At 59.7% G+C, this 26,570-nt stretch carries 24 protein-coding genes; 4 read left to right on the forward strand and 20 right to left on the reverse strand.

The window, feature by feature from the left end; all coding sequences use genetic code 11:
• Window positions 1-3: 3 nt before the first annotated feature.
• Together ACSOSP_RS19845 and ACSOSP_RS19850 are read right to left on the reverse strand one after the other, a co-directional pair.
• Window positions 4-348, reverse strand: coding sequence for a DUF3088 domain-containing protein (locus ACSOSP_RS19845; protein WP_455312581.1), 345 nt, complete (start codon window positions 346-348; stop codon window positions 4-6).
• 160 nt (window positions 349-508) lie between these two features.
• A complete protein-coding gene (locus tag ACSOSP_RS19850) occupies window positions 509-1,726 on the reverse strand; it encodes an acyl-CoA dehydrogenase family protein (protein WP_455312582.1) in 1,218 nt (405 codons plus the stop codon).
• A gap of 324 nt (window positions 1,727-2,050) precedes the next feature.
• Here ACSOSP_RS19850 and ACSOSP_RS19855 point away from each other — a divergent pair, with 324 nt between their 5' ends.
• Complete coding sequence (locus tag ACSOSP_RS19855) at window positions 2,051-3,280, forward strand: alpha/beta hydrolase (protein ID WP_455312583.1); 1,230 nt, start codon at window positions 2,051-2,053, stop codon at window positions 3,278-3,280.
• A 90-nt stretch (window positions 3,281-3,370) separates the two neighbouring features.
• Here the strand turns inward: ACSOSP_RS19855 and ACSOSP_RS19860 are convergent, their stop codons facing one another.
• Window positions 3,371-4,696 carry an MFS transporter gene (locus ACSOSP_RS19860; RefSeq protein ID WP_455312585.1) on the reverse strand — a complete coding sequence of 442 codons (1,326 nt, stop codon included), beginning with the start codon at window positions 4,694-4,696 and terminating at the stop codon, window positions 3,371-3,373.
• Between the two features lie 382 nt (window positions 4,697-5,078).
• Between ACSOSP_RS19860 and ACSOSP_RS19865 the strand changes: the two genes are divergently transcribed.
• Window positions 5,079-5,585 carry a MarR family winged helix-turn-helix transcriptional regulator gene (locus tag ACSOSP_RS19865; RefSeq protein WP_455312587.1) on the forward strand — a complete coding sequence of 169 codons (507 nt, stop codon included), beginning with the start codon at window positions 5,079-5,081 and terminating at the stop codon, window positions 5,583-5,585.
• A 143-nt stretch (window positions 5,586-5,728) separates the two neighbouring features.
• Here the strand turns inward: ACSOSP_RS19865 and ACSOSP_RS19870 are convergent, their stop codons facing one another.
• The 17 genes from ACSOSP_RS19870 to ACSOSP_RS19950 form a co-directional block, all read right to left on the reverse strand.
• Window positions 5,729-7,324 (reverse strand): MFS transporter, encoded by a 1,596-nt coding sequence (locus tag ACSOSP_RS19870; RefSeq protein WP_455312588.1) that lies wholly within the window; start codon window positions 7,322-7,324, stop codon window positions 5,729-5,731.
• Window positions 7,325-7,425: 101 nt separating this feature from the next.
• Window positions 7,426-8,049 carry an isochorismatase family protein gene (locus tag ACSOSP_RS19875; protein ID WP_455312589.1) on the reverse strand — a complete coding sequence of 208 codons (624 nt, stop codon included), beginning with the start codon at window positions 8,047-8,049 and terminating at the stop codon, window positions 7,426-7,428.
• Window positions 8,050-8,062: 13 nt separating this feature from the next.
• A complete protein-coding gene (locus tag ACSOSP_RS19880; RefSeq protein WP_455312591.1) occupies window positions 8,063-9,097 on the reverse strand; it encodes a 2,5-dihydroxypyridine 5,6-dioxygenase in 1,035 nt (344 codons plus the stop codon).
• Between the two features lie 24 nt (window positions 9,098-9,121).
• A complete protein-coding gene (locus ACSOSP_RS19885) occupies window positions 9,122-9,976 on the reverse strand; it encodes an alpha/beta fold hydrolase (protein WP_455312592.1) in 855 nt (284 codons plus the stop codon).
• Window positions 9,977-10,007: 31 nt separating this feature from the next.
• Entirely contained in the window at window positions 10,008-10,760 is a 753-nt protein-coding gene (locus ACSOSP_RS19890; protein WP_455312594.1) for a maleate cis-trans isomerase family protein, read from the reverse strand.
• 70 nt (window positions 10,761-10,830) lie between these two features.
• A complete protein-coding gene (locus ACSOSP_RS19895) occupies window positions 10,831-11,796 on the reverse strand; it encodes an amidohydrolase family protein (RefSeq protein ID WP_455312596.1) in 966 nt (321 codons plus the stop codon).
• A gap of 101 nt (window positions 11,797-11,897) precedes the next feature.
• Window positions 11,898-13,103 (reverse strand): xanthine dehydrogenase family Fe-S subunit, encoded by a 1,206-nt coding sequence (locus ACSOSP_RS19900; protein WP_455312597.1) that lies wholly within the window; start codon window positions 13,101-13,103, stop codon window positions 11,898-11,900.
• Between the two features lie 11 nt (window positions 13,104-13,114).
• On the reverse strand, window positions 13,115-13,954 hold the full coding sequence (locus ACSOSP_RS19905) for an FAD binding domain-containing protein (RefSeq protein ID WP_455312598.1): 840 nt from the start codon (window positions 13,952-13,954) through the stop codon (window positions 13,115-13,117).
• Window positions 13,951-16,365: a xanthine dehydrogenase family protein molybdopterin-binding subunit gene (locus ACSOSP_RS19910; protein WP_455312599.1), complete on the reverse strand. Its 2,415-nt coding sequence runs from the start codon at window positions 16,363-16,365 to the stop codon at window positions 13,951-13,953. The genes ACSOSP_RS19905 and ACSOSP_RS19910 overlap by 4 nt, the downstream gene beginning before the upstream one ends.
• A 52-nt stretch (window positions 16,366-16,417) precedes the next feature.
• On the reverse strand, window positions 16,418-16,927 hold the full coding sequence (locus ACSOSP_RS19915; RefSeq protein ID WP_455312600.1) for an aromatic-ring-hydroxylating dioxygenase subunit beta: 510 nt from the start codon (window positions 16,925-16,927) through the stop codon (window positions 16,418-16,420).
• The gene (locus ACSOSP_RS19920) at window positions 16,928-18,220 is read right to left on the reverse strand and encodes a Rieske 2Fe-2S domain-containing protein (RefSeq protein WP_455312601.1); all 1,293 of its coding nucleotides are present in this window, start codon (window positions 18,218-18,220) and stop codon (window positions 16,928-16,930) included. It lies immediately after the preceding gene.
• An 18-nt stretch (window positions 18,221-18,238) separates the two neighbouring features.
• Entirely contained in the window at window positions 18,239-19,465 is a 1,227-nt protein-coding gene (locus tag ACSOSP_RS19925; protein ID WP_455312602.1) for an NAD(P)/FAD-dependent oxidoreductase, read from the reverse strand.
• Window positions 19,466-19,500: 35 nt separating this feature from the next.
• Window positions 19,501-19,806 (reverse strand): non-heme iron oxygenase ferredoxin subunit, encoded by a 306-nt coding sequence (locus ACSOSP_RS19930; RefSeq protein ID WP_455312603.1) that lies wholly within the window; start codon window positions 19,804-19,806, stop codon window positions 19,501-19,503.
• 454 nt (window positions 19,807-20,260) lie between these two features.
• On the reverse strand, window positions 20,261-20,842 hold the full coding sequence (gene xdhC / locus ACSOSP_RS19935) for a xanthine dehydrogenase accessory protein XdhC (protein ID WP_455312604.1): 582 nt from the start codon (window positions 20,840-20,842) through the stop codon (window positions 20,261-20,263).
• Between the two features lie 13 nt (window positions 20,843-20,855).
• Window positions 20,856-23,243 carry a xanthine dehydrogenase molybdopterin binding subunit gene (gene xdhB / locus ACSOSP_RS19940; protein ID WP_455312605.1) on the reverse strand — a complete coding sequence of 796 codons (2,388 nt, stop codon included), beginning with the start codon at window positions 23,241-23,243 and terminating at the stop codon, window positions 20,856-20,858.
• 27 nt (window positions 23,244-23,270) lie between these two features.
• Window positions 23,271-24,776 carry a xanthine dehydrogenase small subunit gene (gene xdhA, locus ACSOSP_RS19945; RefSeq protein WP_455312606.1) on the reverse strand — a complete coding sequence of 502 codons (1,506 nt, stop codon included), beginning with the start codon at window positions 24,774-24,776 and terminating at the stop codon, window positions 23,271-23,273.
• Window positions 24,777-24,970: 194 nt separating this feature from the next.
• The gene (locus tag ACSOSP_RS19950) at window positions 24,971-25,228 is read right to left on the reverse strand and encodes a hypothetical protein (protein WP_455312607.1); all 258 of its coding nucleotides are present in this window, start codon (window positions 25,226-25,228) and stop codon (window positions 24,971-24,973) included.
• 334 nt (window positions 25,229-25,562) lie between these two features.
• On the opposite strand from ACSOSP_RS19950, the gene ACSOSP_RS19955 reads away from it, so the two are divergent.
• Together ACSOSP_RS19955 and ACSOSP_RS19960 are read left to right on the forward strand one after the other, a co-directional pair.
• Window positions 25,563-25,877, forward strand: a complete 315-nt coding sequence (locus ACSOSP_RS19955) for a DUF4148 domain-containing protein (RefSeq protein ID WP_455312609.1) — start codon at window positions 25,563-25,565, stop codon at window positions 25,875-25,877.
• A gap of 351 nt (window positions 25,878-26,228) precedes the next feature.
• Window positions 26,229-26,471: a DUF4148 domain-containing protein gene (locus ACSOSP_RS19960; protein ID WP_455312610.1), complete on the forward strand. Its 243-nt coding sequence runs from the start codon at window positions 26,229-26,231 to the stop codon at window positions 26,469-26,471.
• Window positions 26,472-26,570: the final 99 nt, after the last annotated feature.

Below are 26,570 nucleotides of genomic sequence, written 5' to 3' on the forward strand. Positions count from 1 at the left end.
TCATCAGTGGATCTTCGGAAACCCGTGGCGCTCGGCGAGCAGATCCAGGATGCGACGCGTGTCGGTCACGAAGTGTTTGTCGCCGAGCGTCTGCACGTCGGCAGGCACTGGATGTTCGTCTCCGAGAATCAGGACGGGCAAGCTCTGGTGGTCCGCATCGAGCGCAGCGACGACTGCCTCGCGCGGGCGCGCAAACGGCAGTCGATGAACATCAAGGCGTGTGGTCTTCGACGGATCGCTGGCCAGCAGGCCTTCGATAGGCGCCCCATCCGGGCAGATGAAACGCTCACCAGGATATTTAGGATCGGTGAAACCCGGCTCCAGCAGCAGTAAAAGGTCTTGGCTCACGATTTTGTTAATCCTCGAAGAAGAGAGACGAATCGAGCGATTCCCGCTCCATGCGAGCGGGATCGTTGTGAATGAATCGACGACTTGAACCACTGTGCGCTGGTCTTGCCGGATGTCCTCGCGTGCGAACGAACGGCATGTCTCGCACCTCATAACACCTTTAGAACACGCGCCCTTCGGTCAGATGCGTGGTGTCGCCATTCAATTGATAACCGCCGATCACTCGCGCCTTGTGCAACAAAGGGTTGTGGCTGAAGATCGTGCGCAAGTTGCGCCAGTGGCGATCGAAATTGTGCACGCGCGACGTGGCCGACGCGCCGCCTGCCTCGAACAAACGTTCTCCCGCATGCAACGCCAGCTTGCTCACCACTAACTGTGTCTTGGCTGTGGCCAGCGCGCCCTGGAGCACCAGATCTTCGGCATTGTCATCCTGATTGCGAATGGCGTTGGCAGAGCGGTCCAGTACGCGCGCATTCTGCTGGACCAACGCATCGATTGCATGACTGTGTGCCGCGAGATCGCCCACCACTTGCTGGATGAAATGATCCTCGCGCGCCGATGCCGCCGGGCTGTGAAGCACCGGCCGTCCATGTTTGAGCACGTAGCTTTCAGCATCCGCGAGAATATTGCGGACGATCCCCGCGGCAACTGCGACGAGGTGCAACTGCCGCAACGCCCCGCCATGCCGCCCTGCGAGGGTTGAGTTGCAGCGCTGTGCGACTTCGTCCGCAAAGACTTGTACGTTGTCGAGAACCAGGCTGCCGCTGGCCGTCATGCGCTGGCCCATGCCGTCCCAGTCATCCAGTACCTGGATACCCTCTCGATTGACAGGAACCATGGCAACCACATTGTTGCCGTCTTCACCCTGCACGTTGATACGGGCATAGTCGGAAAACGCCGTTCCGGTCGAGTAGTATTTCTTGCCCGTGACACGATAGTTCTCGCCATCGCGTCGTAATATCGTGCCGATCTCACCAGGCCGCGATGTGCCGCGCTCAGTCGATGCGCCACCGAATATCGCGCCGTCCAGCAAGCGCTGGATCTGCGTGTCGTTGAACTTTGAACGCGGCGACAACAAGAGCGACTCGGTAAGATCGAAATGAATCCGCAGCGCATGGGCGACGTTCGACTCTTCGGCCGCGAGCGTGGCTATCACATGAAAGAGATCTTCCAGCGATCCACCCAGTCCGCCCCATTCGACCGGGAGTCGCAGCAAGCCGAGACCCGACTTGCGAAACAGTGCAAAGCCATCGAACGGCAACTCACGCCGCGCCTCGCGCGCCGCGGCGTCCTCGCCTATTTCATGGGCCAGCGCCGGCAGCGCGGCCAACGCTGCGTGGAGTCGCGACGCTGCGGAAACATCAGAGGGTGCATTCATATTCTTTCAATCCTTCTATTAGCTTACCGAGCCAGGAACGCGCAGCCGGCAAGGTGTCACCCGGACTGTTATGCCGAGCGTATATGTCACTGTGACAGCGCAATAATGTAGTCGTGGGTTCACTGCGTCGCTCTATCGATTTCAGCTTTGCATATGCATTGTTCTGTGAAGACCGGCGTGTTCGAGGATTGCGCCGACTCGCTTTACCTGATGTAACGACCTTAAAATAAAATCAAACACTGGTATCGCCAACCTCGATACCTCGATCCCCGGGTGGAACACTCAGCCGGCCGATGCCACCTCAAAACAAAGGAAAACACGCTGATGTTCAGCGCATCACTCAGACGACTAGTCACACTCGTTATAGCGGCCGCGATCGGCACATCGGGGATCGTTGCCGCATCGCAGCCCGTCATAGGCGACGGCGGTGTCCCCCCGTTCTACACATGGACGGAGCAGGTGCCGGCAACGCCCGGGCAAATGCTGCGCACCGAGCCGTTGACGCCGCAGCAAAGCCTCACTGACGCCGGCCAGAATATCCGGATCCTGTATACGTCGACAGACGGTCTCGACGACCGCACGCCGGTTGTCGTTTCCGGTGCGCTGTTTGTGCCGAAAGGAACGCCGCCCCAAGGCGGCTGGCCACTGATGGCGTGGGCGCACGGCACTGTCGGTAGCGCCGACGTATGTGCGCCGTCGTTCGCAGGCCGTAGCGGACGCGACACGCGCTATCTGAACTATTGGCTCGCCCAGGGCTATGCAATTGTAGCGACCGACTATCAGGGTCTCGGGACACCCGGCCTGCATCCGTACGGGCTCACACGCCCTCTGGCGTACGGCGTCCTCGACAGCATCCGCGCGGTTATCCGTGGCGGCTTCGACCTGTCGGCGCGGGTGGTCGTATTCGGGCAGTCGCAAGGGGGTCGCGCCGCGTTTGCAACGGCCGTCTACGCGAAGACCTATGCGCCTGAGTTGAACATTGTTGGTGTGGTCGCGACCGGCACACCGTACGCGGCCGTCCATGAGCGTGCGGATGACGCGGAGCTGGCGAACGCACGCAGGTCGGTCGTCCCGACCTTTGCGTACGACATGCTGCGGCTCAGCACCGCCACGCTGCTCGATCCGTCGTTCGTACCAGGGGACTACCTGAACGAGCGCGCCATGCCGGCGTTCAAAACCAGTCAGCGCGAATGCTTGCACGCCATTGAACAGAGGATCGTCGCGGACGGGCTCACCTTCGACGGCAGCTTCAAGCGCTCGCCGAAGCCGGCGCTCGCTGCGATCAACCGCGAAGCGGCGTATCCGACGCTGAAGTCGGACATTCCGATTTTCGTCGGCACGGGTGGCAAGGATCGCGATGTGTTCGTGCCCGGTCAGGTCGCGCTGGTCACCAACGCATGCAAGGCTGGCGACCGGATCGAGTGGCATCTATATCCGGCGCTTGACCATTCCGGAACCGTCAACGGCTCGCTTCCCGATTCCACGCAGTTTGTCGCAAGGGCATTTGCGGGCGAGCACATTGACGGCAATTGCGATTCCTTACCAAAGCCTTAGCGGGATTCATTCCTGGACGATGCTTGTTCCGCTCGCTCTCGGAATGTAACGACGAGCAAGCGGTTTCAAGAAATCGAATGGAACGCGCTCTCAGTGCGATGACCCCACATCTGCATGCACCGGCGCCCGCCATTTAAGTCCTATGACGACACCGAGCACGCAAAGTGCGGCGACGTACCAGGCGGGTGCCATGACGAGGCCCTGACGTCCCACCAAGTACGAGGCGACTGCCGGCGCAGTACCTCCGAAGATCGCGTAGGCGGTGTTGTACGAAAGCGCAAAACCCGTGAAGCGGACTTCAGGCGGGAAGCTCTTGACGATGATGTACGGTCCGAGCGTAATGGTGCCGATCAGGAATCCACCCGCAATATAGAGCGGCCACACCGCGCTGCTTCCGGAACTCAGTGCAAAGTAGAAAGCGCTCGTCACCGCCAGCATGGCAAGGCTTCCCAGAGCATACGCGCGGCCGCCGCCAATTTTGTCAGCAGCCCATCCCGCGGCTGTACTGCCGATGATCAGCCCGAAGATCGACCATGAGTTGTTGGTAAAGACAACTTTCGCTTCATAGTGAAACTGCGATTGCAGGAAGGTCGGCGTATACAGGAAATAGAGCACGAAGATTCCAGAGAACACCCATGTGGCGAGCAGCGATACCGCAATCGCACCCCGGTGATGCTTAAGCACCACCGACAGCGGCAGACGCGGGTCGGCAGCACGCTTGGCGCGAAGGGCCTCGAAAACAGGCGTTTCATGCAGATAGCGGCGCAGGTAGACCGAGATCAGTCCAAAGATCCCGCCGGCGATAAATGGCACCCGCCAGCCCCAGGTCTTCAGGCTATCCGCATCGAGGTTGCCCATCAGGTACTTTGCACTCAACGCGCCGAGCAGGATGCCCGTGCAAAGCCCTGACATCAGGAGCCCGCACGCAAGTCCCACGCGCTCACGCCGGACGTGCTCAGAGCAAAATATCCACGCGCCGGGCACTTCACCGCCGACCGACAGGCCCTGTAGTATCCGGCACAAAAGGAATAGCAGCGGCGCGATCATACCGAGCATCGCGTAACTGGGCAGCAGACCGATCAGCAACGTAGGGAACGCCATCAGGAACAGGCTGAGTGCGAACATTTTCTTGCGCCCGATCCGGTCACCGAAATGGGCGAAGAAGATGCCCCCTATCGGACGAACGAGGTAGCCCGCCGCGAAGATACAAAACACCTCCAATTGGGCAAGCCACTCCGGCGTGTGCGGGGGAAAGAAGACAGTGGCGAGCAACTTGGTAAAGAATACGGCGACGATGAAATCGTAGTATTCAAGCGCGCCGCCCAGCGAGGCGAGACCTAGCGTCTTGACGTCGCTCCAGGACATCGACTGCGGCCCCAGCGCCGCCTCGTTTGATCTGGCAGGTGTAGTACTCATTGTTGGCTCCAAACACGTTGAAAGTTGACGCTTGGCAAAATTGCCGAATCGCACTGATCAGCATACTGACAATATAAATATCGTTTCGATAACTAACGAACACGCTGGTCGATATCCTCGCGCAACGCTTGTTGAGTTAACTCTTGAACATAGGGGAATGTTCGTCTGTGAAGACGGTCTGGCAACTTGGCGGTAAAATCATCAGCTCACTGACAGATTAGTTTTTATCCGGAAAAAAAACCAAATGCAACAGTGGTTCTCCCAGGGGCTGCACGAACCGGAATGAGACGAAACCGTCGCTTCCCCACGCGGCGCTTCCTGCCGTCAGGCGAGCGCGAGTTACACTTGTCCCGGCTGACAGGACTTACTGGAAAGGATGAATATGGGCACAGTTACGGAGAAGAAGGCTACCGTCTCGAATCCGACGATCGAGACCGGTCACTTATGGCAGCGCCCGGGTTTCCTGATCCGGCGCCTCAACCAGATCCACATCGCGCTGTTCTTCGAAAGCTGTAAGGATTTCGCAATTACTCCGGTTCAGTACGGCTTGCTTACGACGCTAAGCGAGCGTCCCGGGCTCGACCAGACGTCACTGTGCGCCGAAGTCGGCGTCGACCGCACGACCATGGCAGACGTTCTCCGGCGCCTGGAAGAGCGCGGGCTCGTCAAGCGCGAGCCTAGCCCTGCTGACGGACGACAAAAGATTGCAAACATCAGCGTCAAGGGTCGACGCGTCATGAACGAAATGTACGAGAGCATGCGCGAGGCGCAGGTCCGGTTCCTGGCGCCGCTCGACCCGCAAGAGCGCGTCGAATTCGTCCGCATGATGATGCAACTGGTCGAAGGCAACAACCAGTACGGCCGCACGTTGCTCAAGCACTTCGACTAGAAAACCGGCTTCTTCAAGCGCCACCTCCGTTGCTGATCGGCGACTACCACGACTCTGGTATCGAGTGGTCGCCAGCGCGTTTAGCTGAATGACGGTCGAGACAACCGCGCCAGAGAATCTTCTGCGGCGAGTGAAAACTCGCTTCACTGCGAGATGTCCCGGCGGAACGTCTCGGGCACGAAGAGCACGCCGACTATCAGGGATACACCTGCAATCACGATCGGGTACCACAGGCCAAAGTACACATTCCCGTTTTCGACCGCCATCGCGGAGACCACGAACGGCAACATTCCACCGAACCAGCCAGATCCGAGATGGAACGGAAGTGAGAGAGAGGTGTAGCGAATTCGTGCAGGAAAGAGTTCAACCATGAATGCCGCCATCGGGCCGTAGATCATGGCGAGATACACGATCAGCAACCACATCAGGAAGATCACGGCAGGCGCGTTGATCTGTGACGGGTCCGCGTGCCGTGCCCAGCCAGCGGCCAGCAGTGCGCGCTCCAGATCGGCCCGGTCGCTACCCTGCACCGTCACGTCGCCAATGGCCGTAGCGCTCGCCTGCCCGGCCTCCAACGGCACTTGGCTGTACGAGACTCCCGAGGCACTCAGGAACGAGCGGATGCGGTCGCATTCGCTCCTGGGCGCGGCGAACAACGAAAAGTGGCAGTCATTCGCGTGAACGGTAACTGGCGAGGTTTGCTGGAACAGCTCGAGTTTCGGATTGGCGTAATGCGTCAGCGCGTGGAAGATGGGCTGGGTTGTTAGCGCGAGCAAGAGGCACGCGGTCATCATGATCCACTTACGTCCGATGCGGTCCGAAAGCCAGCCGAATACAAGGTAGAACGGAAAGACGCAAGCGAGCGCGATGGCCAGATAAAGGCTCACCGTGTCGGGTGCGACCTTCAATGTGTTCTGCAGGAAATACATGGAATAGAAGTGGCCGGTCCCAAACACGACGCCAACGCCGGACGCTGTGCTGAACAGCATGATGAGCACGTACTTGAGATTTTCCCACTTGCCGAAGCTCTCGCCAATCGGAGACTTCGACAATCTCCCCGCCTCTTTCATCGTCTGGAAGGTCGGCGACTCCGCCAGCTTCGTCCGCAGGTAAACCGAGACTACGAGCAACACAAGAGAAACCAGGAACGGCACGCGCCAGCCCCAATCCTGGAATGACGCATCGTCCATCGCGCTACGGCTTGCGCTGACCACCGCAATGGATGACAGCAAACCAAGCGTCGCCGTGGTTTGAAGCGAACTCGTGTAGAACCCGCGGCGGCCTGCGGGAGAATGTTCCGCCAGATAGGTAGCCGCCCCGCCCGTTTCGCCACCCAGTGCGAAACCCTGCAATAACCGCAGGCAGACGAGTAACACCGGCGCCAGGGTGCCGATTTTCGCGAAAGAAGGCAGTAGCCCGACACCGACCGTAGCAACACCCATCAGAATGATTGTCGCCATGAAGGTATATTTCCGGCCAATCCTGTCGCCCAGACGGCCGAAGAACAACGCACCGAGCGGCCGCACCAGGAACCCCGCACCGAAGGTCGCGAGACTCGCCAGGAAAGCCGTGGTGTCATTGCCGCTGGGAAAGAAAAGCGTACCGAATGTTCCCGCCAGCGCTGCGTAGATATAAAAATCGTACCACTCGAGCAATGCCCCGAATGATGATGCGATGATCAGCGCAAACTCGTGGCGGGTGACCGCACGCCGCGCTGGCTCTGACGTCGAGATATCCATTCTCACTCCTGGCGGCACGGTTCTCACCACGTTTCAGATTCGACGCTACCGGGCCAGAGTCAAACTACGCTTTGGTTGGCACGCCCTCATCTTCAAGCTTGCTACCAATCCCCGAGTACTTCGAGTGCTTCGTCGCGGGTCATGACGGCCGCATATTTTTGCGCCATGTCGAACAGGTTGGCGTCGTGAGGAGCAATGGCGCGGTCACCAACGCAGTCGGAGAGCACGAACGGACGCAAGCCGCACTGCATGGCGTCCACCACGCTTGCGCGTACGCAGCCGCTTGTCACGGCACCGGCAATCACAAGGGTCTGCACGCCGCGCAACGCGAGCCACGCAGCCAGCGACGTGCCGAAGAACGCCGACGGTACCGTCTTTCGCACTACCAACTCGCCCTCGCGCGGCGTGAGCTGCGGCACGATGGCGCTGTTGTGCGTGTGCTCCTTGAGCGCGAGCAGACCGGGCACCTTCTGCGTGAAGATATTTTCGTCGGCATCATCGTCGGCGAACACAATGCGCGTGTGGGCAACGGGCCAACGGCGCTCACGCGCGTGTGCCAGCAGCGCAACGGTGCGCTCGATGGCCGGCGCGATATTACCCCCGCCAAACACGCCGGGGTCCGCAAAGCCGTTGACGAAATCAACGATGAGCAGCCCCACCGGCGCCTTCGGTTCGAGCGTCGAGCCGAAGCTCTGGCGCTGGTAGGTATCAAGTTCATGGGACATGCCGATTCCTTATTTATTTATCCAGCACGCGGCCGTTGCGAACCACCGCTTCTCCATCGAGGAAAACGTCGCAGTGACGCAGCGGGATATCTATGTGACAGGTCGTCGTTCGCTTGCCGCCCGCTTCGTTGTTCGGTCCCAACGAGAACAGGAAGTTGCCCTCGAAGGCACGCGCATCCATGCCGATGGTTGCCTCGCGATCGTATAGGCCCAGCGTCGACCAGTGCGCGCGCGGTTGAAGCCCCCAGCCTATGTGCGAGATGGCGTACGCCTCGGAGTCCCCGAAGGTGCTCATGTATTCGTTGAGCAGGTCCGCGTCCATGCCTCCGTCGATCCGCGTGGCAAAGCCATTCTCGATATTCAGTTCAACACGGTCCTGGACGTAGCTCTTCTGCGGCAGCAGGATGTCGCCGCGGTCGATCACGATGCGCCCATAGGCACGGCCTTCGTCCGGGAACGTCAGTGCGAAGCCGCTGGGCCAGTGATCCCACCGTCCCGGCTCATCGACGAAACCATATTCCGCAATCGCCTGAAACTCGCCTATCGGGCAGTGAAAGTCCGTCCCTGCGGCTGAAACGATGTGCATCTCGCGGGCACGGTTGATACGCGCCTGGGCGGCCAGTACGCGCTCTCGATCAGCGAGACTTGGCACGAGCCGCATAAGCACCTCGGGCGGCTCGACCGCGAGCAGAATCTTGGTGCCGGTCTTCAGGATGTCGAGCTGCTCGGGTGAGAACAGCAGCGTCATCAAGTCCAGCACAAGGTCGCTCGCCTTGAGTGCGGCAATCGCTGCAGGGTTCCCCGTGAGCGGCGTCGTGCCGAGGTACGCGAGCGGGTCACGGCTGAGCGCCTTCTCGCCGTTCACCGGAGGCAGGTCCAGCCGATTGACGATCGCGCCCATCGTCTGCGTGGCGATCAACGCGGTCGAGAGAGTTTGTGGGTGCGTTCCCGCACTCGTGAGAATAGTGACGGTTTGACCCGCCTCAAGCCGCGAAAGCGTTAACACCTGCTTCCAGGCTTCAATCATCTGGTAGTCGCTGACTGGCATAGTGCTCTCCTCAAAAAAGGGGCGTCAGGCCGGGCCGTCACGCCGAACCGGCAACGGTGCGCCCAGGAAGTCACCGAACGCGCGATAGAAGCCTTCCACGTCGTCCCACGGAATCATGTGGCCGGCATCGGGAACATGGGCATGAGCGAGCTTGGGCATCAGCGTGCGGATCTCTTCCACATCTTCCGTGCGGACCACATCACCGCGCCCGGCAGTCATCAGCATCGCGGGTACACCGATGTGCGGCAGATCCGCATGGATATCGTCGGTATGAAAACCCTCGAAGCTCGCGATCACTGCACGCTCGTCGCATGTATGCAGCCACTCCGCGCGCAGTTGCCTCTGTTCATGCGTCCAGGTGGGACAAAACGTACGCATGCCTTCTGCATCCGTTCCTTCGCGCGCGAGCCGCATGGAATCAACGTACCACGGCAGTTGTGACGGATACGGACGGCGCCCCGGTCCGGACACAGGCGGGTCCACCATGATCAGGCGCGCCAGACCCGCAGGTTGCATGCGAGCAGCGCGTACGGCAATGCGTCCGCCCATGGAATGGCCCACCACGCTATAGCGCGCGAGCCCGATCGCCTGAGCGAACGCGATCAGGTCTGCAGCCTGAGCATCCAGGCTGTAGTCGAGCGTGTCGGATGCCGAGGACAGCCCCCGGCCACGGACGTCAAGTACGTAGGTATCGAACGTCGTGCCGAAGCGCTCGCCGACAAAACCCCACGTCACGGCCGGGCTGGTGATACCCGGAACGACGATCACGGCATCGCGGCCGGTATCCGCCAAGGCGCCGCCGCCGTAGCGCAGGTAGTGCTGACGGATCCCGTTTGCGTTGACGTTGCCGCCATACAGGAAGGTGGACGCTGTGCTCATGCGTGTCCCGGATCGATCGAACGCCGGCACGTCAGTAAGCACCCGATAGCAGCGCTCCGGCGCCCGGCACGACCGCTTCGAGACCAAGCTGCCTGAGCATCGCGTAGGTGGTGGCAATGGAGGCAGTGATGACCGGCTTGCCCGTCATGGCCTCGACCCTGGCCACGGCTGCCAGCGACGGCATCTGCACGCAGGCCGAAAGCACGATCGCATCGGCCTTCGATGTGTCCATCTGGGTCACGATGCCAGGCAACAGGTTCGGGTCATGACGGCCCACATCGAGGTTGTCGGGAATCTCGAGCGCACGGTAATCGAGCACCTCGTATCCTTCGTTGCGGATATAGTCGACCACCAGTTCAGTCAGCGGCTTCATATAGGGCGCAACGACCACGATCCGCCTGGCGCCAATGACCCTGAGCGCATCGACGAGCGCGCCGGCGCTCGTGATGACCGGTGCCGCCCCGCCATTCTCAACGGTGCGCGAGCGCAGGCGTTCCTGCGACACGCGGTGATAACCATGACCCATCGCCATGATTGCAACCAGGCACGCGTAGCCCAGCACGTCCACGCGCGCATCGCTCAGTTCTAGCGCGCAGCGGTCCGACTCCGCATCCATCGCAGCCAGCTCTTCCTTGACCACTTTCTTCATGCGCATGCGGCTGGAATGGAACGTAAAACGCTCGGGACGGATCGTCTGGCGGGCGAGCAGCATCGCCGGAATCTCCGTCTCCATTGTCGTGTTCGAACTCGGCACAATCTGGCCAATTCGATATTGCTTTGTCATTGCCAACTCCAGGTCCATTTGACGTGATGTGCTTATGCTCTTGCTCTTGCTCGTGCCGGCAAGCCCGGCGTCACAGCTTGAAAATGCGTTCCGCGTTACCGTGGCAGACAAGGTCCATGACGCGATCGTCGAGTGGCGCCTGCTCGATAAAATCAGCGGCAACCGCTGTCGATTCGTACGGGTAGTCCACTGAGAACATCACTGCCTCAGGACCCATCTCGCCGATCGCGCCAAGCAGCGAGGGCGCCGAGCACACACCGGATGTGGTGATCAGGATGTTCGTTCCGATGTACTCTGACGGCGCCCGCTCAAGACGAATGCCGTGCGAATAAACAGCAAAACGGCTATCAAATCTCCAGCGCAGATACGGCAAGCCTTCACCCATGTGGCCCAGGATGACCTTCAGCGCGGGGAAGCGATCGAAGACACCGCCAAAGAGGAGCCGCAACGCATGGCTGCCGGTCTCTACGCCCCAACCCCATGCAGCGCCCGTCAATTCCGGATGACCGTCGAACACCTTCGGCATGACATAGGCATCCGTAGGATGCAGATACAACGGCACATCCAGTTCCTGCATCCGCGCCCAGAAAACGTCGTATGCGCGATCGTCGTAGTACGTTCCCAACGTGTGTCCATTCACAAGCGCGCCTTTGAAACCGAGCTCAAGTACAGTGCGATTCAGTTCGTCAACCGCCCCCGGCGGCGTATGCATGGGCAACGTGGCAAAACCGCCGAACCGTGTTGGGTGACGCGCGATCTGTGTTGCCAGGAAGTCGTTGCTTTCCATCGCGCGAGTCATTGCCACAGCCGGGTCAGTCTCGGCCTGCACACTCGGACCGGTCTGGGACAGGATGGTGTAATCGATCCCTGCACGGTCCATCTCGGCAATGCGCTGCTCGTCGAAGTCCGCAAGACGGGCGGCGAGATCGGCCAGGACGTCAGGCGCAATGTGCTGGGTAAAGCTTTTCGAGTAGCCCTGGAAACCGGGTGTTGAAAAGTGTTCTTCCAGGGCAATTTTCCGAATCCGTTTGTTCATGAAAGGACTCCAGGTTTTTATTCAGCATACTGATAGGTTGAATACAACGCAGTGTTTCGACGAGTCCTGAAACCCGCCTCAGGCTATTGTTGCCAGCGGACTTATTCGCCTCGGCCAAAGAGACGTTTTATACGGCTCCATAGAACACCCCATACCAGACTACCGACGTTGAATCGGGTCGTCGAACCTGCTGAGGCAGGCAAGTCGGCGCCCGCCAGTTGGGCAGTGATCCGCGCACCAAAGTCGGCAATCATCCGGCGGACGAAGTCTTTAACAAGCCCCGACCGCGAGAATTGAGCCAGGGGTCCCTGCAACATATATTCGAGCGTGACCGCAACCCGTGTCTGCGTCCCATTCGATTCATCGCTCAACGCGTAGGTCACGTCGCCATTTGCTTTCGAGCGGCTGATGTTGTCCTGCCCGGCCCCACGCATCACCGCACGGTACGCGGCGTCATCGCGTTCGAGACGCGCAGCGCCAGCAAAATTCGCCGACATCGGACCAAACTTGATGGCGATCTTCCCCTTCACTTTTTCGGCATCGTGCTCGATCAATTCGGCGCCCGGGAGGCATGCGGTAACAGAGGGCAAGTCGCCCATGAACGCCCAGACCTGATCGAGCGGGAACGGCACGACAAAGCTATCGTCAATCGCGGTCCAGCCCTTGCGCGCACCAGTCGGCTGGACGTTCGAAACCGGCGACGCCGCTCCTTCCTGTGACGAGCGTGCAGGTGTATCGGAGGCCACCGCAGCGAACGTCTGAAATTCGCCCGCTGCCTGCGCCAGGGCTTTATGCGCGGGCTCTTGTCGAACCGGGGCAACGGGAACGTCGGTTGGTGGATTCTCCTTCAGCTCGACAAGCACGGCTTTGATCGCGTTGACGATACCAACGTACCCCGTGCATCGGCACAGGTTTCCCGAGAGCTCGAGTCGAATGCGCGCTTCATCAGCATCGGGAAAGCGCTGCACGATGTCGCGCGCGGTAATGAGCATGCCGGGCGTACAGTAGCCGCATTGCAGCCCGTGATGAACCGAGAAAGACCGGCGTAGGCGCTTCATCAGATCATCGTCGTCGAAGCCTTCAATCGTCCGAACCTTCTGATGATCACAGGCCACTGCGAACGTGATGCAGGAGCGCACCGGTTCACCGCCTATAAGGACCGTACACGCGCCACAAACGCCGTGCTCGCAACCAAGGTGGGTGCCGGTCAGGTTCTGATTGTCGCGAAGAAAATCGCCCAGATGGGTACGCGGCGCAACGTCGCCGCGGATTGCCCGGTTATTGATGGTGAGTTCAATGACAGACATGGAAATTCCTGTTAATGCCCGGATGAACCGAAGGCTTGTGCAAGACAGCGCTCGACGGTCGCTTCGTGCATGGATCGGTCGATAGCGTCCGCATTGGGCATCGCGCTCGCCACGCCCGCCGCAATCGCTTCCGGAGTCGCCGCGCTCGGTCCGTGTTGCGCTATCGACTGAGCGAGCGCTTCCAGCGCTGCGGGGGGACCATCGAGCGCGCCAAGCACCACGCGAGCCAAGCCGGTCTGCGCATCAAACGCGGCGGCCGCGCTTGCGTGAGCGAACTCACCCGTCTTGCGGCACAGCTTGTAATAGCCCCAACGCAAGGTAAGCCCCATCTTCGGCAACAAGACCGCCGAAATGATCTCGCCCTCCTCCAGCAGCGTCGTAAATGCGCCCAGCATGAACTCGCTGGCACGCACGCGGCGGGTACCGCTTGCCTTCGCGAGCTCGATCCGGGCGTCAAGAGTGGAAAGCGCCAAGGGCCAGTCCGCTGCAGGATCGGCGTGCGCAAGGCTACCGCCAATGGTTCCTCTATTGCGAATCGCTCGGTATGCAATACCCGAGGCGACATACTGCATAAAACCGTTGCTCAAGAGTTCGTACTTGCCATCCTCGATTTCCGCATGAGTGATGGCCGCACCCACACGAATAAGGTCGCCTGAAACGGTGACGCTGCGCAGTTCATCGACACGCGATACATCGATCACCTTCGACGGCCTTGCCAGCCGGAGATTGAGCATTGGCCCCATCGACTGGCTGCCGGCTATGGGTTTGACTCCCGCCGCGGAGGCGCCAAGCTCGCTTAGCGCTTGCGGCAGTGTCTCGGCCCTGACGTAGTCAAAAGCGGCGGCCTTCATCGAATCACCTCGTGTACAGGTTCTGCCGCTGCCTCTAGCTTGTCGCGTGCGGCGGCCTTCGCAGCTTCAATGGCCGTGAGCAACCTGCGCGGCGTGAGAGGTGTTTCGGAGACGAGTGCTCCCAGGGGACTCAGTGCGTCGTTCACCGCATTGAAAAGCGCGGCCGGAGGTGCGATCGCGCCCCCTTCCCCGACGCCCTTCGCCCCGAACTCGGTATAGGGCGAAGGGGTCTCCATATGGATGATAGTTAGCGGCGGAAGCTCAGTCGGCCCCGGCAACATGTAGTCTGCGAGCGTGGACGTCAGAGGCTGGGCGTTCTCGTCATACAGTGTCTCTTCATAGAATGCCGTACCGATTCCTTGTGCCGTGCCGCCAATCGTCTGGCCTTCGACGACCATCGGGTTGATCATTCTTCCGCAATCCTCAACAATGACGTATTCCAGGATTTCGACGTGCCCGGTCTTCGTGTCGACTGCAACGGCGGCCGCATGCGTTGCATAGCTGAACGCGCCGGTATCGACCTTCGGCTTGAAACCGTGAGTTGCCTCGAGCCCTGTCAGGTCGACGCCCTTGGGCAGACGTTCGGGCCGCAAGTACCAGGCGTGACCAATATCCGCCAGGGAAACCCGTCCCGTCGCGCCGATAACCTCGCCGGCCTCGAACCGGACTGCGTCCTCCATTTCACCCAGGATATGCGCGCCAATTTTTATCAGCCGCGGCACCAGTTCGCGGCAGGTTGCAGCGACCGCACCGCCAGCCATGACAATGCTGCGCGACGCATACGTGCCCGTTGAATAGGGCGTGAGGGCCGTGTCGCCGTGAACCACCCTGATCTTCTGGATGGGAACGCCCAGCACTTCATTGGCGATCTGTGCCAGCGTGGTTTCCATGCCCTGTCCATGGGAATGTATGCCTGCACGTACTTCGAGACCGCCGTCCGCCGTGATCCGCACGGTTGCCAGGTCGTAACCGGGAACGACCGGCAAACCCCACGACGCGAACACCGCCGTTCCATGAGCTGACTGCTCTGTGAAAGTCGCGAAGCCGATACCGATCAGCCTGCCGTCCGGCTCACCCTCTTTCTGGCGCCGGCGCCATTTGGCGACATCGAGTTGATCGGCCGCGCGCTTCAGGCTCTCCTGGAAATCGCCGCTGTCGTAGTGCTTTTTGACAACGTTGGTGTAGGGCATGTCTGCCCCGCGAACCAGATTGTCGTAACGGACTTCCCAGGCCTCGCGGCCGACCGCCCGCGCAATGGCGTCCATGGTCAGTTCGATCGCGAAACAGACCCCTGTACGCGCCACACCGCGATAAGGCAGAAAGCCCGGCTTGTTGGTCGCGGCGCACTGCGTACGACAGCGGTACCCGCCAAAATCATACGGGCCGGGCAGATTGCCAAGCGCCTGACCCGTCTCCAGCCCTATCGTAAAAGGCCACGCTGAATAAGCGCCGCCATCGATCAGCAGATCGCAGTCCAGCGCCAGGAGCCGTCCATTCTTGTCTGCATAGGCCGTCAACTCGTAATGATGCTGACGCGTGTTCGCCCCCGCTATCAGATGCTCACGGCGGTCTTCGATAAATCGGAAAGGCCGCTTGTATGTGAGAGCGAGCCACGCAATGCAAAGCTCCTCCTGCTGGAGGACGCATTTATATCCGAACGCACCGCCAACATCGGGTGAAATCACGCGGACCTGGGCATGATCGATTCCCAGGCATTGAGACAGCACCGTGCGGATCATGTGCGGCACCTGCGTCGATGTAATCACGACGAGTTGCGCCTGGGTATGGTCCCAGTACGCCAGCACCGCCTTGCCCTCCATGGGGACCATGCACTGACGGGCCAGATCAACCTTTTGCTTCACGACGACGGATGCGCCTTTGGAGCGTTCGTCGAAATTGATGTCCGCCTTGAGATCAAGGAAGAGATTGTCGGTCCAGTGGTCATGCACACGGACATCGGTGCGCTCGCGAGCCGCGAAGGCACTCGCAAATGCGGGCAGCTCATGCAGGTCAAGTTCGACCTCTTCTGCGATGTCCTCAGCCTCGGCGCGGGAACTCGCGAAACACATGGCTACAGGTTCGCCGACAAAACGTACCTTCCCCGAAGCAAGTGGGGGATGCGCTGACGGCTTGTACGTCGCCAGGCTGGAGTCGGCCACGATGTCGGTGGCGGTATGCATGTCTTCGCGCACAATGACCTGGCCGGGGAAGCGTTCCGGCTTGCCAATGTGCTCAATGCGCGCGTGTGCAAGCGGGCTGCGCAGGAATGCGACTTCCTGCATATCAGGAAACGTATAGTCGGCGACAAACCGCCCCTTCCCGTGCAAATGCCGCTCATCTTCGCGCCGCCTCACGCGGGCGCCGACGCCGCCACTTTCCACGGGCGCTTCCGTCGGTTCAGTACTGCTCATATGCGTCTCCCAAGTTCGTAGCCCGCGAATAACATTGTCTGATCACGCCCGTTCAAACAGGATAGGCCAGATCATTTGCGATCATGGCAGTGTCATAAATAGCCTGCCGTTCCTTCAGGAGAAGTTCCGCGCCGTTGCGCGCAAAGCGGTCAAAAAGCCGGCCGGCCTGATGCAGTGACGTCGCCCCTTCAACCAGCGTCTGCAGCAACATGTAGTTGCTCTGCGCCACGATCTCTTCATCGGTAACATCGAGAATGCGGACGTTGGTCACGAAATGCAGCATCTGCCTGGGCGCAAACATCTGTGTTCTCGAAATGGCTACCGCACGGTCGCGGAGCATGTTCCGGCCTTCCGCATAGACCAAACCGACCGGAAATCCATGAACAGCGTTTTCATACTCGGTCACGCGGTAAACACAGTTTTCCGTGAAAAACTCCGGCCACTGCTCGATGTCGCCACCATCGAGCACAGCGCAATATTCAGCATGAAAATCCTCCACGGCCGCGCGTGCTGCAAGCGCCTTGTCGTGTGCAACCGGTTTCTTCTCAAATCCTGGCAGCATTTAGAACCCCATTACTTCACGATAGTGCCTGTACATCGCACGAATGGCCGCTTCGGAAATCAGGCTGTCCGCGGTCCCGATGTTTCCGCTGTCAAGCTTGAGAACGCTGCGATCCGTTGTGGAGCGGCGAACCCCTTCCTGGACAAACTTCATTGCTTCGTTATCCTCCAGACCCAGGAAACCCGCCGGTCCCATCAGGTTGCCCTGGCGGAGCCGGTGGCGCGTGGTCTCTTCGGTGTCGTCCTCGTAGCCGAACATGGTCCAGAGCATGATCATGCTGTTCGGGCCGTTCGGGACAATATGCCGTACACCCAAGGTGTTCATTTCGCGCTGAACAATCAGGTTCGGCCAGATCGTCTGCATGGTCACCGACCATTCGGAATCAAACTCCTTCACGTATTCAAGAAAACGCTCGTCCTTCAAGACCATGCCCTCGTGGAACGAGCGCATCTCCTTCTTCTTGTCGGCATCCACCGCGGCATAAAGCGAATCACTTTTCGCCGATGCCATTGTCCCGTGGACGCCGCGCTTGCTGTCGGCCACCATCGCCGACCGGTTTCCTGCTACCAGCAAGCCGAACACTACAAGGAACGAGTGCAGCAGGGTAGCGTGGTATGGGTCCTTCAAATTCTCGTGGTACATCTTCCAGTTGCACGGCAACTCGTTCTTGTAAAACCCGAGAATGCGCAATTTCTTGCCATTAAAGACAGTGTCGAAATCTTTCAGGATTTCGGGTGTCAGGTAGTCTTCAATCGGCTCCATGTCGTGCGCGAATGAAGCGAAGACCACACCGTTGCGCGCGGTGACAGCGAGCTTCTTGAGACCATGGTCCTCGTTGCGGAAGTCGCGCGGCATCCCGCCGAGCTTGTTCACGCCGCGCTTAAACGGAATACCTTGCAGGTTGCCTTTGAGGTCATAAGACCACTGGTGATACGGGCAGACAAATTCTGTATTGTTGCCGCGCGTATGGCGACAGAATTCTGCGCCACGATGAGCGCAGCGATTCTCGAACACGTGGATGGAACCGTCTTCCGCGCGCGACACGACCACCGGCGTCGGTCCCACGTATGAACGCTTGTAGTCCCCGCTATTCGGAATCTCGGCCTCGAGCGCGACGAAGTTCCAGGTAGGGCCCTGAAAAATCCGTTCTACCTCGCGGGCGTAAACATCATCGCTCGTATAGACCCAGTCCGGGATAGCCTGAAGACCCTCTTCCGGCCACACCAGTTGTTCAATGGGCTTATTCTTGACCCTCGGTGTACCGAGGCCAATGACTGTCTCTGACGAATACAAAATGCTCTCCTGAATGCGTTATGAGTGAGCTTGCCGGTCAAGCTGCCGCAACTTGACGCTCGGGTCTGCGAGAGCCTCTGAATCGACCTGGGTCACCTGCTCGACAAGTCGACGAATCGCCCGCAACTCACCTCCGTTATTTACCGCGAGTGCGTACACGATCGCGTTATCCCGCAAGCCCATGAGCAAGGTCTTGTCGACGGAAGTGCGACGCTCGATCCATTGATCCATTGGACCGTCGAGCATTCCCAGCATCTGGACGTTCCAGTCATACTGGTCGGTCCAGAACCAGGGATTTGGCGAATATTCGACCGACGCTCCCAGCATGTTGCGGGCGGCGATAATCGCCTGATCCTGTGCGTTCTGCCATGACTCCAGACGCAGACGCCGCCCGGACGCTCCAAACGGAAAATTCGCACAGTCGCCTGCTGCATAAAAACCGGCAACCGACGTCTGGCAATTTGTATCAACGTGTATGCCGTTACCTGTCTCAAGACCGCAAGCGCGGGCGAGCGCTTCATTCGGCTCCTGCCCAATGGCAACCACGACGAAATCAAAGCGCTCTGACGTATTCCCCTCGAACCTCAGGGTCGCCCCGCACGCCTCTTCCGTTGAGGAAACAAGCTTTGCGCCGAGCATGAACCTGACTCCGTTTTGTTCGTGCTTGGCGCGCAATCGCTCAGAGAATTCGCGCGGCAGCGCGCGTCCCAGCAATTGCTCAGCGGCTTCCACCACAGTGACGTCGATTCCGCGCGCCCGGGCGCTTGCCGCGAACTCCAGCCCGAGGAAACCTCCTCCGATAACAGCCACGGACCGCGCGCCGGTCATGCGCTCTCGTACTCTCATCGCGTCCTGAAGCGTACGCAGCGTGAAAACATGACGGCTGTCCGGCGTTCCGGGAAGCCGACGCGCTCGCCCACCGGTCGTGATCAGGCATTTGTCGAACGTGATGCTTCGCCCGCTACGGAACGTTGCCGTGCGATGCATCACGTCGAGTACTTCAACGCTATCCGCGATCCAGTCGATATTGCTCGTCTCGTAGAAGTCGCTCGAATGGAGCCATGCGTTGAAGCAGTCGTTATCATCAATCGCCGTCAGCACGGTCTTCGATAACGCCGGGCGCTCGTACGGCCGGTGCTGTTCATCACCAGCAAGCACTATCGAGCCTTCGAAGCCTTGTGCCCGCAGCGTTTCTGCGGCGCGTCCGCCGGCCTGTCCCGCGCCGATAATCAAGATCGTTTTCACTTTTGAATTCCTGGCTGAGTTACAAGGCCGGTCGCTCAAAGCTCGACCATCACGGCGCCTTTTTCGATCTGAACCTTGTAAGTCTTGATCGACGCGGTCGCGGGCGCGCAAAGCGCGGCACCGGTCTTCACATCGAATTTCCCCTGATGAAGCGGGCATTCAATGCATCCGTCTTCCAGAAAACCGTCGCTGAGCAACGCGAACTGGTGCGTGCATACGTTATGCGTTGCATAGACCTCACCGTCTACCAGGTACAGGGCTATCTGTTCGTTCTCGATCGTCGCCGCATAAGGTTCATCGGCGTTCAGATCGTCGAGGTTTGCTGCGAATTGGAGGGTCATTGCTTAGCCTTGGAAATTGCTCAGTATGCTGATGAATTAATCATAGCTCTAATCCGTGCTGAGTCAATATTGTCAAAATTATCGTTTACCCTTTGTGAGCGTCTTTACGGATAGGGGGTCGAATTGCAGGCCGACTCGGTTGATCTCTGCGCTAACGCCGCGGATGTAGAACAGGGTGTTCTGGGCGCATCTGCAGCGTGCCTTGGGAGCGAGGACCGTTTCCGTGACAGGTCGACGTGTCCTTCCAGAAGCACCAGCAATGAAGCACATGACCTCCTTCGCGCCGATTAATCAGACTATTGAAAAGCCACGTGGAAACCGGGGAGTGAAGCGGGACAGTGCGGTGTGGGGTGATGAGTTCGCGCTGGAGGCGCGGTTAGTGTTCGTTGTGGACCGGCGGGTTGAACGCCTTTCCAGGCATGGCGCGAAATCGGGCGATCCCGCGCAAGTCTTGTTATCGATAAAGCCGTTCGCCTTCATGCCCCAGACATAGCCTGGCGCCATACTGCGACAAAGCCCTGACCTGCATCAACTGCGCACAAACCGCGACGGCAATAGACGCAGGCGCCTTATCCACGATCCCCTCCACGCCGATGGGACAGGTCATCTCCGTCAATCGCGCAGGGTCCACGCCCCGATCGACTAATCGACGCTCGAACTTCACGCGTTTCGTCTTCGACCCGATCATGCCGAAGTAAGCGAAATCATTGCGTCGCATGATCCGGACCGCCAGCGAAAAATCGAGCGAATGGTCATGCGTCATCACGAGGAAGCATGTGCCAGCCGGCGCTGTATCCACGATCGCATCGGGTGTATCCGTCGCTTCGATCTCTACGTTGGCGGGCACTTCGTCAGGGAATAGTTCGTCGCGAGCATCGACCCACTGAACCACGCAAGGGAGCATGCCCAGCAACTTGACAAGCGCGTGACCGACATGCCCCGCACCGAAGAGGACGATATGCGTCGGCGGTTCAGCCGGCGGCGTAGGAACCCCGATACGACGGCCGATAACAATCCGTTCCTGGAGCATTTCCATAGCAAGCCTCGGATCAACGAGAGGCGGCAGATGCCGCCACTGCAGCGCGAACGGCGCCCACTGCTTTCAGGATTTCCTCGCTGGTCGCGGGCGCGTTCATCGGCGGATTCACGGTATTATTGCCGACGCTCGCCACTGCGTCGCGGATCGCGAAGAACACCGAAAACGGCAGCAGCAAGGGCGGTTCGCCGACCGCCTTCGACCGGTGGATGCTGTCCTCCACATTGCGGTTCTTGAACAAGCGGACGTCGAACACGGGCGGGCAATCATTGACCGTCGGGATCTTGTAGGTCGACGGCGCATGGGTCATCAGCTTGCCGCCCGCGTTCCACCACAGTTCCTCGGTCGTCAGCCAGCCCATCCCCTGGATGAAACCGCCTTCAACCTGCCCCACATCCAAAGCCGGATTGAGCGACGCGCCCACATCGTGCAACGCGTCAGCGCGCAGCACGCGCATTTCGCCGGTCAGCGTGTCGATCACGACTTCGGAAACCGCCGCGCCGTAGGAATAGTAAGAGAACGGCCGGCCCTGCATCTTCCCCTGGTCCCAATAGAGTTTCGGCGTCTTGTAGAAGCCGTCGGACCACAACTGCACACGCGAGCGATACGCCTGCATGATCACTTCGTCGAAAGGAAGCGCCTTGTCGCCGACCACGATGCGGTCATCGATGAAACGCACGTCGCGCGCATCGACCTGACCCTCGCCATAGTGCTCCGCGGCCAGCGCGGCAAGCCGTTCGCGCAATTGCCGGGCGGCGTCCTGCGCGGCCTTGCCGTTCAGGTCGCTGCCCGTCGATGCCGCGGTCGCCGACGTGTTCGCGACTTTGCTCGTGTCGGTGGCGGTTACCCGCACACGGTTGAAACGGATGCCGAGCTCGTGTGCGACTACCTGCGCGACCTTCGTATTGAGGCCCTGGCCCATCTCCGTGCCGCCATGATTCACGAGCACCGAGCCGTCGGTGTAGATGTGTACCAGTGCGCCGGCCTGGTTGAAGTGAGTCACGTTGAACGCAATGCCGAACTTTACCGGCGTCAACGCGAGTCCTTTCTTCAGCACGTCGTTGTTCGCGTTGAATTCGCGTACAGCCTCGCGACGAGCGCGGTAGTTGCTGGTGGCTTCGAGCTCGTCCAGCAATTCGTGGATCACGTTGTCTTCGATCGCTTGCCCGTACGGCGTCACGTTATGCTCGGTCTTGCCGTACAAATTGCGGCGGCGCACATCGAGCGGATCGAGGCCCACCGAACGCGCGACGTTGTCCATAATGTATTCGATCGCGAACGCGCCTTGCGGTCCGCCGAAGCCGCGAAACGCCGTGTTCGACTGCGTGTTGGTCTTGCCGCAGAATCCGTCGATGGACACATGCGGCAGCCAGTACGCGTTATCGAAATGGCACAACGCGCGAGTCATCACCGGGCCGGACAGGTCAGCCGAGAAACCGCAGCGCGATGTCATGTCGACGGACACGCCGTCGATCAAACCGGTGTCGTCATAGCCGACTTCGTACGTGTAGTGAAAGTCGTGCCGCTTGCCGGTGATCATCATGTCGTCGTCGCGATCGGGACGCAGCTTCACCGGGCACAGCAGCTTCCATGCAGCGAGCGCCGCGCAACACGCGAACAGACCCGATTGCGACTCCTTGCCGCCGAAGCCGCCGCCCATCCGCCTGCATTCGACCAGCACGTTGTGCGACGCGACGTTGAGCATATGCGCGACCATGTGCTGCATTTCCGACGGATGCTGCGTCGAGCACCACACATGCATGCCATCGTCATCTTTGGGCACGGCGTACGAAATCTGGCCTTCCAGATAAAACTGTTCTTGCCCGCCGAGCAGCATTTCACCCGCCTCCCGATGCGCGGCCCATGCGATCTTCGCACCGGCATCGCCACGCGCAAGCTTCATCTTGGGCAGCACGCGCGAGTCGGCCGCACGCGCCTGTTGCGGCGTGAGGATCGCCGGCAACTCTTCATACACGACCTCCGCACGGCGCACGGCGCGGCGGGCAATGTCGTGCGACATCGCGACGACGATGAACATCGGCTGACCGACAAACTGCACGATGCCATCGGCGAGGATCGGGTCGTCACCATGAATGATGGGACCGACATCGTTCACGCCGGGGATATCGGCGGCAGTGAATACGGCGACAACGCCCGGCACGGCCCGCACGGCATCGAACGACATCGATACGATCTTCGCATGCGCCTTCGCCGACATCCCGAGCGCGGCGTGCAGCGTGCCTGCGACCACCGGGATGTCATCGGTGTAGCTCGCGCGGCCGCTTACGTGCAAATGCGCGGATTCGTGCGGACGTGAAACGTGAACCTGCGTGAAGTCTGCTTCGAGCAGATCCTTCGCTTCCTTCATGTCCTTCAGGAACGGTTCGGCTTGCTGATTCATTATGTTGTTCTCCGTGTCCTTTGAGGTTCAGGAAGCAGTCACTGCGCGTACGTCGAGCGCCGCTTTCGGCAACGGATTGTCCGGACGTGTCTCGAGCCAGAAGCGATGCAAGGTATTCTTCGCGGCTTCGAGCCGGTAGTTGCTCGACGCGCGCATATCGGATAACGGTGCGTAATCTTTCGCGAGCGCGATCATAGCTGCCTGCGCGGTGGCTTCGTGCCAGTCGGCGTCTCGCAGCACGTCTTCCACGTGCGTCGCGCGCTTGGGCGTGGCGGCCATTCCGCCGAACGCAATGCGCGGATCGCGAATGATATTGCCGTCGGCTATAAACGAGAGCGCCGCACACACCGCCGAGATATCCGAGTCGAAACGCTTCGATAACTTATAAGTCCGGAACTGAAGATTCGCGCGCACGCCGGTGCGCGTGGGCACTTTCAACGCGAGGACGAATTCGTGCTCGGCCATGTCCTTCTTCTGATAAGCCAGGTACAGGTCTTCGAGCGGCATCTCGCGTTCGACGTCGTTTCCGCGAACGACCACGTGTGCGCCGAGCGCGATCAGGCCGGGCATGGAATCGCCGATCGGTGAACCGTTGGCAATATTGCCACCGAGCGTGCCGGCATTGCGGATTGGCAGCGACGCGAAGCGCTTCCACATTTCCTTCAGTTCCGGATAGTGCTTCGCGAGTGCTTCGTAGGCTTTTTCAACCGTGACGCCTGCGCCAATTTCAATCCAGTCATCCGACGTTTCGATCTTCTGCATCGCGCTGATACGCCCGACGTAGACGATGTCGCCGAGATCGCGCATGAGTTTCGTGACCCACAGGCCGATGTCGGTGCTTCCGGAAAGAATACGCGTCGATGGTTGTGCGGCCTTGATGCGCGCGAGTTCGTCGACGGTGCGCGGCGCTTCGAAACGCTGGCCCGCATGTTCGTATCGGAACGTGTCTTCGCGTTCGAGCGTGGCGAGCGTGCGGGACAGCGCGGCGACATCGACCGGTGCTTTGGGCGCCGGAATCTCGAACATCCGCACCGCTGCATCGACGATAGGCCGGTAGCCCGTGCAGCGGCAGAGGTTGCCAGTCAGCGCGTCGGATATCTCTGCGCGCGACGGAACCGTTTTGTTCGCACATGCATGTTCGTGGCCGTTTTTCTCGTACAGCGACCACATCGACATCACGAAGCCCGGCGTGCAGAAGCCGCACTGCGAGCCGTGGCATTCGACCATCGCTTCCTGCACGGGATGCAGCGAACCGTCCGGCTGACGCAAGTCTTCGACAGTGAACAGCGCTTTGCCATCGAGCGTCGGCAGGAACTGGATGCATGCGTTGACCGCCTTGAAGCTGACGCCGCCCGCTTCGTCCCGTTCGCCCAGAACGACCGTGCATGCACCGCAATCGCCTTCGGCGCAGCCCTCTTTCGTACCCGTGCAGAGCGCGTCTTCGCGCAGGTACTGGAGGACGGTGCGCGTGACGTCTGCGTCGCTGACTTCGCGGATCGCGTTGCGGTGGTAGAAGCGGATGGGCTGGCTCATGTCTCGGTGCTCGCGTTGGTTTGCGTTGCTGCTTTTCGGGGGCGTTCTGGCGTCGGGTCGTTGTTGCAGCGTCGTTGCGCGGGTTTTACCGGCCGGCCTGACCGCTGCCTCAGTGACGGTTCGAAAAGTATCATTGCCAATATTTAGAACCCATAGCGGGGAAGATATGGGCGTCATATCGCTGTGGCGATAAGTCACGGGACGTGAGAAGGATTGCGGTATGCCGAGACAGCTTTCAGGAATGCAAGGTGGACGACGGCCGCCGCCAGGAGTCGCGGCAACGGGCGCCGGCACACAGGTTCGAATCCGTGCTCCCACAGGCGAACCAACAATGACCCCCTCACGACCAGCGTCAACGCGCGAAACGTATTGCGACCCACGACCACCACGCCGGTTACACGCTGACCCAGTCCCGAGCGTGACGATCCTTTGTCCCCTGGCCGCGTCATCATCAACATTCGATGCAGGAAACTTTGCTTCGGGTTGAGTTCCGATACGGCTATCGGAGGGCAACATCTCCAGTGTTTGCTACGACGACGGCGAGTTCATCGACGTAACGCCGATCGTTTGTATCGCAATGTATCTGCGAGGCGCGTGGACACATAACGTTGCACCCCAGCGCTTGCGGGACACAAGCCAGATACTTCCGGGCGGTCTAATGCTTCCACGCCAGCCACGCTTCACGACGCACAAGAATCCAGTCCAAATGCAGTTCGACCTCGATTCAGCTTCCACCACTTAACACGCAAACCCATGTTTGCGAAAACAGACACTCAAGAGGAAATCATGAAACTCGTTCAATCGCTGATCATTGCCGCTGTCGTTGCCATCCCGGCCGTATCGTTCGCTCAATCGAACGAACCTCTCACCCGTGCCGAAGTGCGCGCACAACTCATTCAACTGGAAAAGGCCGGCTATAACCCCGCTGGCGACCAGACGCAATATCCGCAGAACATTGAAGCGGCGCAAGCGCGGATCGACGCGGCGAATCACGTAGGAGCAACGTCGTATGGTTCGTCGAGCAGCGGCACTGCTGCGGCAGGTTCACGCGCGACCGGGTCGGACGTGAACGGCCTTGGCTCGATCTACGCGCGTCCCTGAGTCAAAGGCTGCGCTGTCGCAGTAAAGAACGAAGCAGGGCCTTAACCATCGGAATTCGTGCTCCGATGCTTAAGGCCCTTTCCTTTTGTACTACATCGGGGTGCATGCATCCCCGAAGTACCCCAAGGAAATCTCGACAGTTCGGTCGCGAGCATGAAGCGCCTGAAATGCGCGAATACAGCCCGTTGCAACGCTACCTCGCGGATTTGTATCGCAACGTATCTGAGCGTCGCATCGATACAAAGCATTGGATTTCCGCGGTTTTATCGACACAAAGCAGATACCTGCAGGCGTTCTAATGCATCAACGCCGGATGCACCGGCACTGATCAAACCTTCTCAGGAGAGTGACATGAAACGTTCAATGATTGCTTTGGCTTTTGCTGCATTTGCAGTGTCGGGTTGGGCTCATGCCGCCGGCACGGCTGGGTCTGACGGCGAAGCGGCCAGCAACGTCCAGACACAGCAATGGTCGCCGAGCCGCGACAACATTGCCCCCAAGACCCGCGCGCAAGTTCGTCAGGAACTGGTTCAAGCGGAGCGCGACGGACAACTCGCCCGCCTTAACACCACGCTGTATCGGGGAGGGATGTGAGTAACCATTCATCATCGAATTATTTTTGTTAGTAGAACCTAGCTCAATAAATTTCATCGCATTCGACCAGTCAGAAAGATCGACTTGCGTTACTCACTA

This window comes from Caballeronia sp. KNU42 (assembly GCF_053760385.1).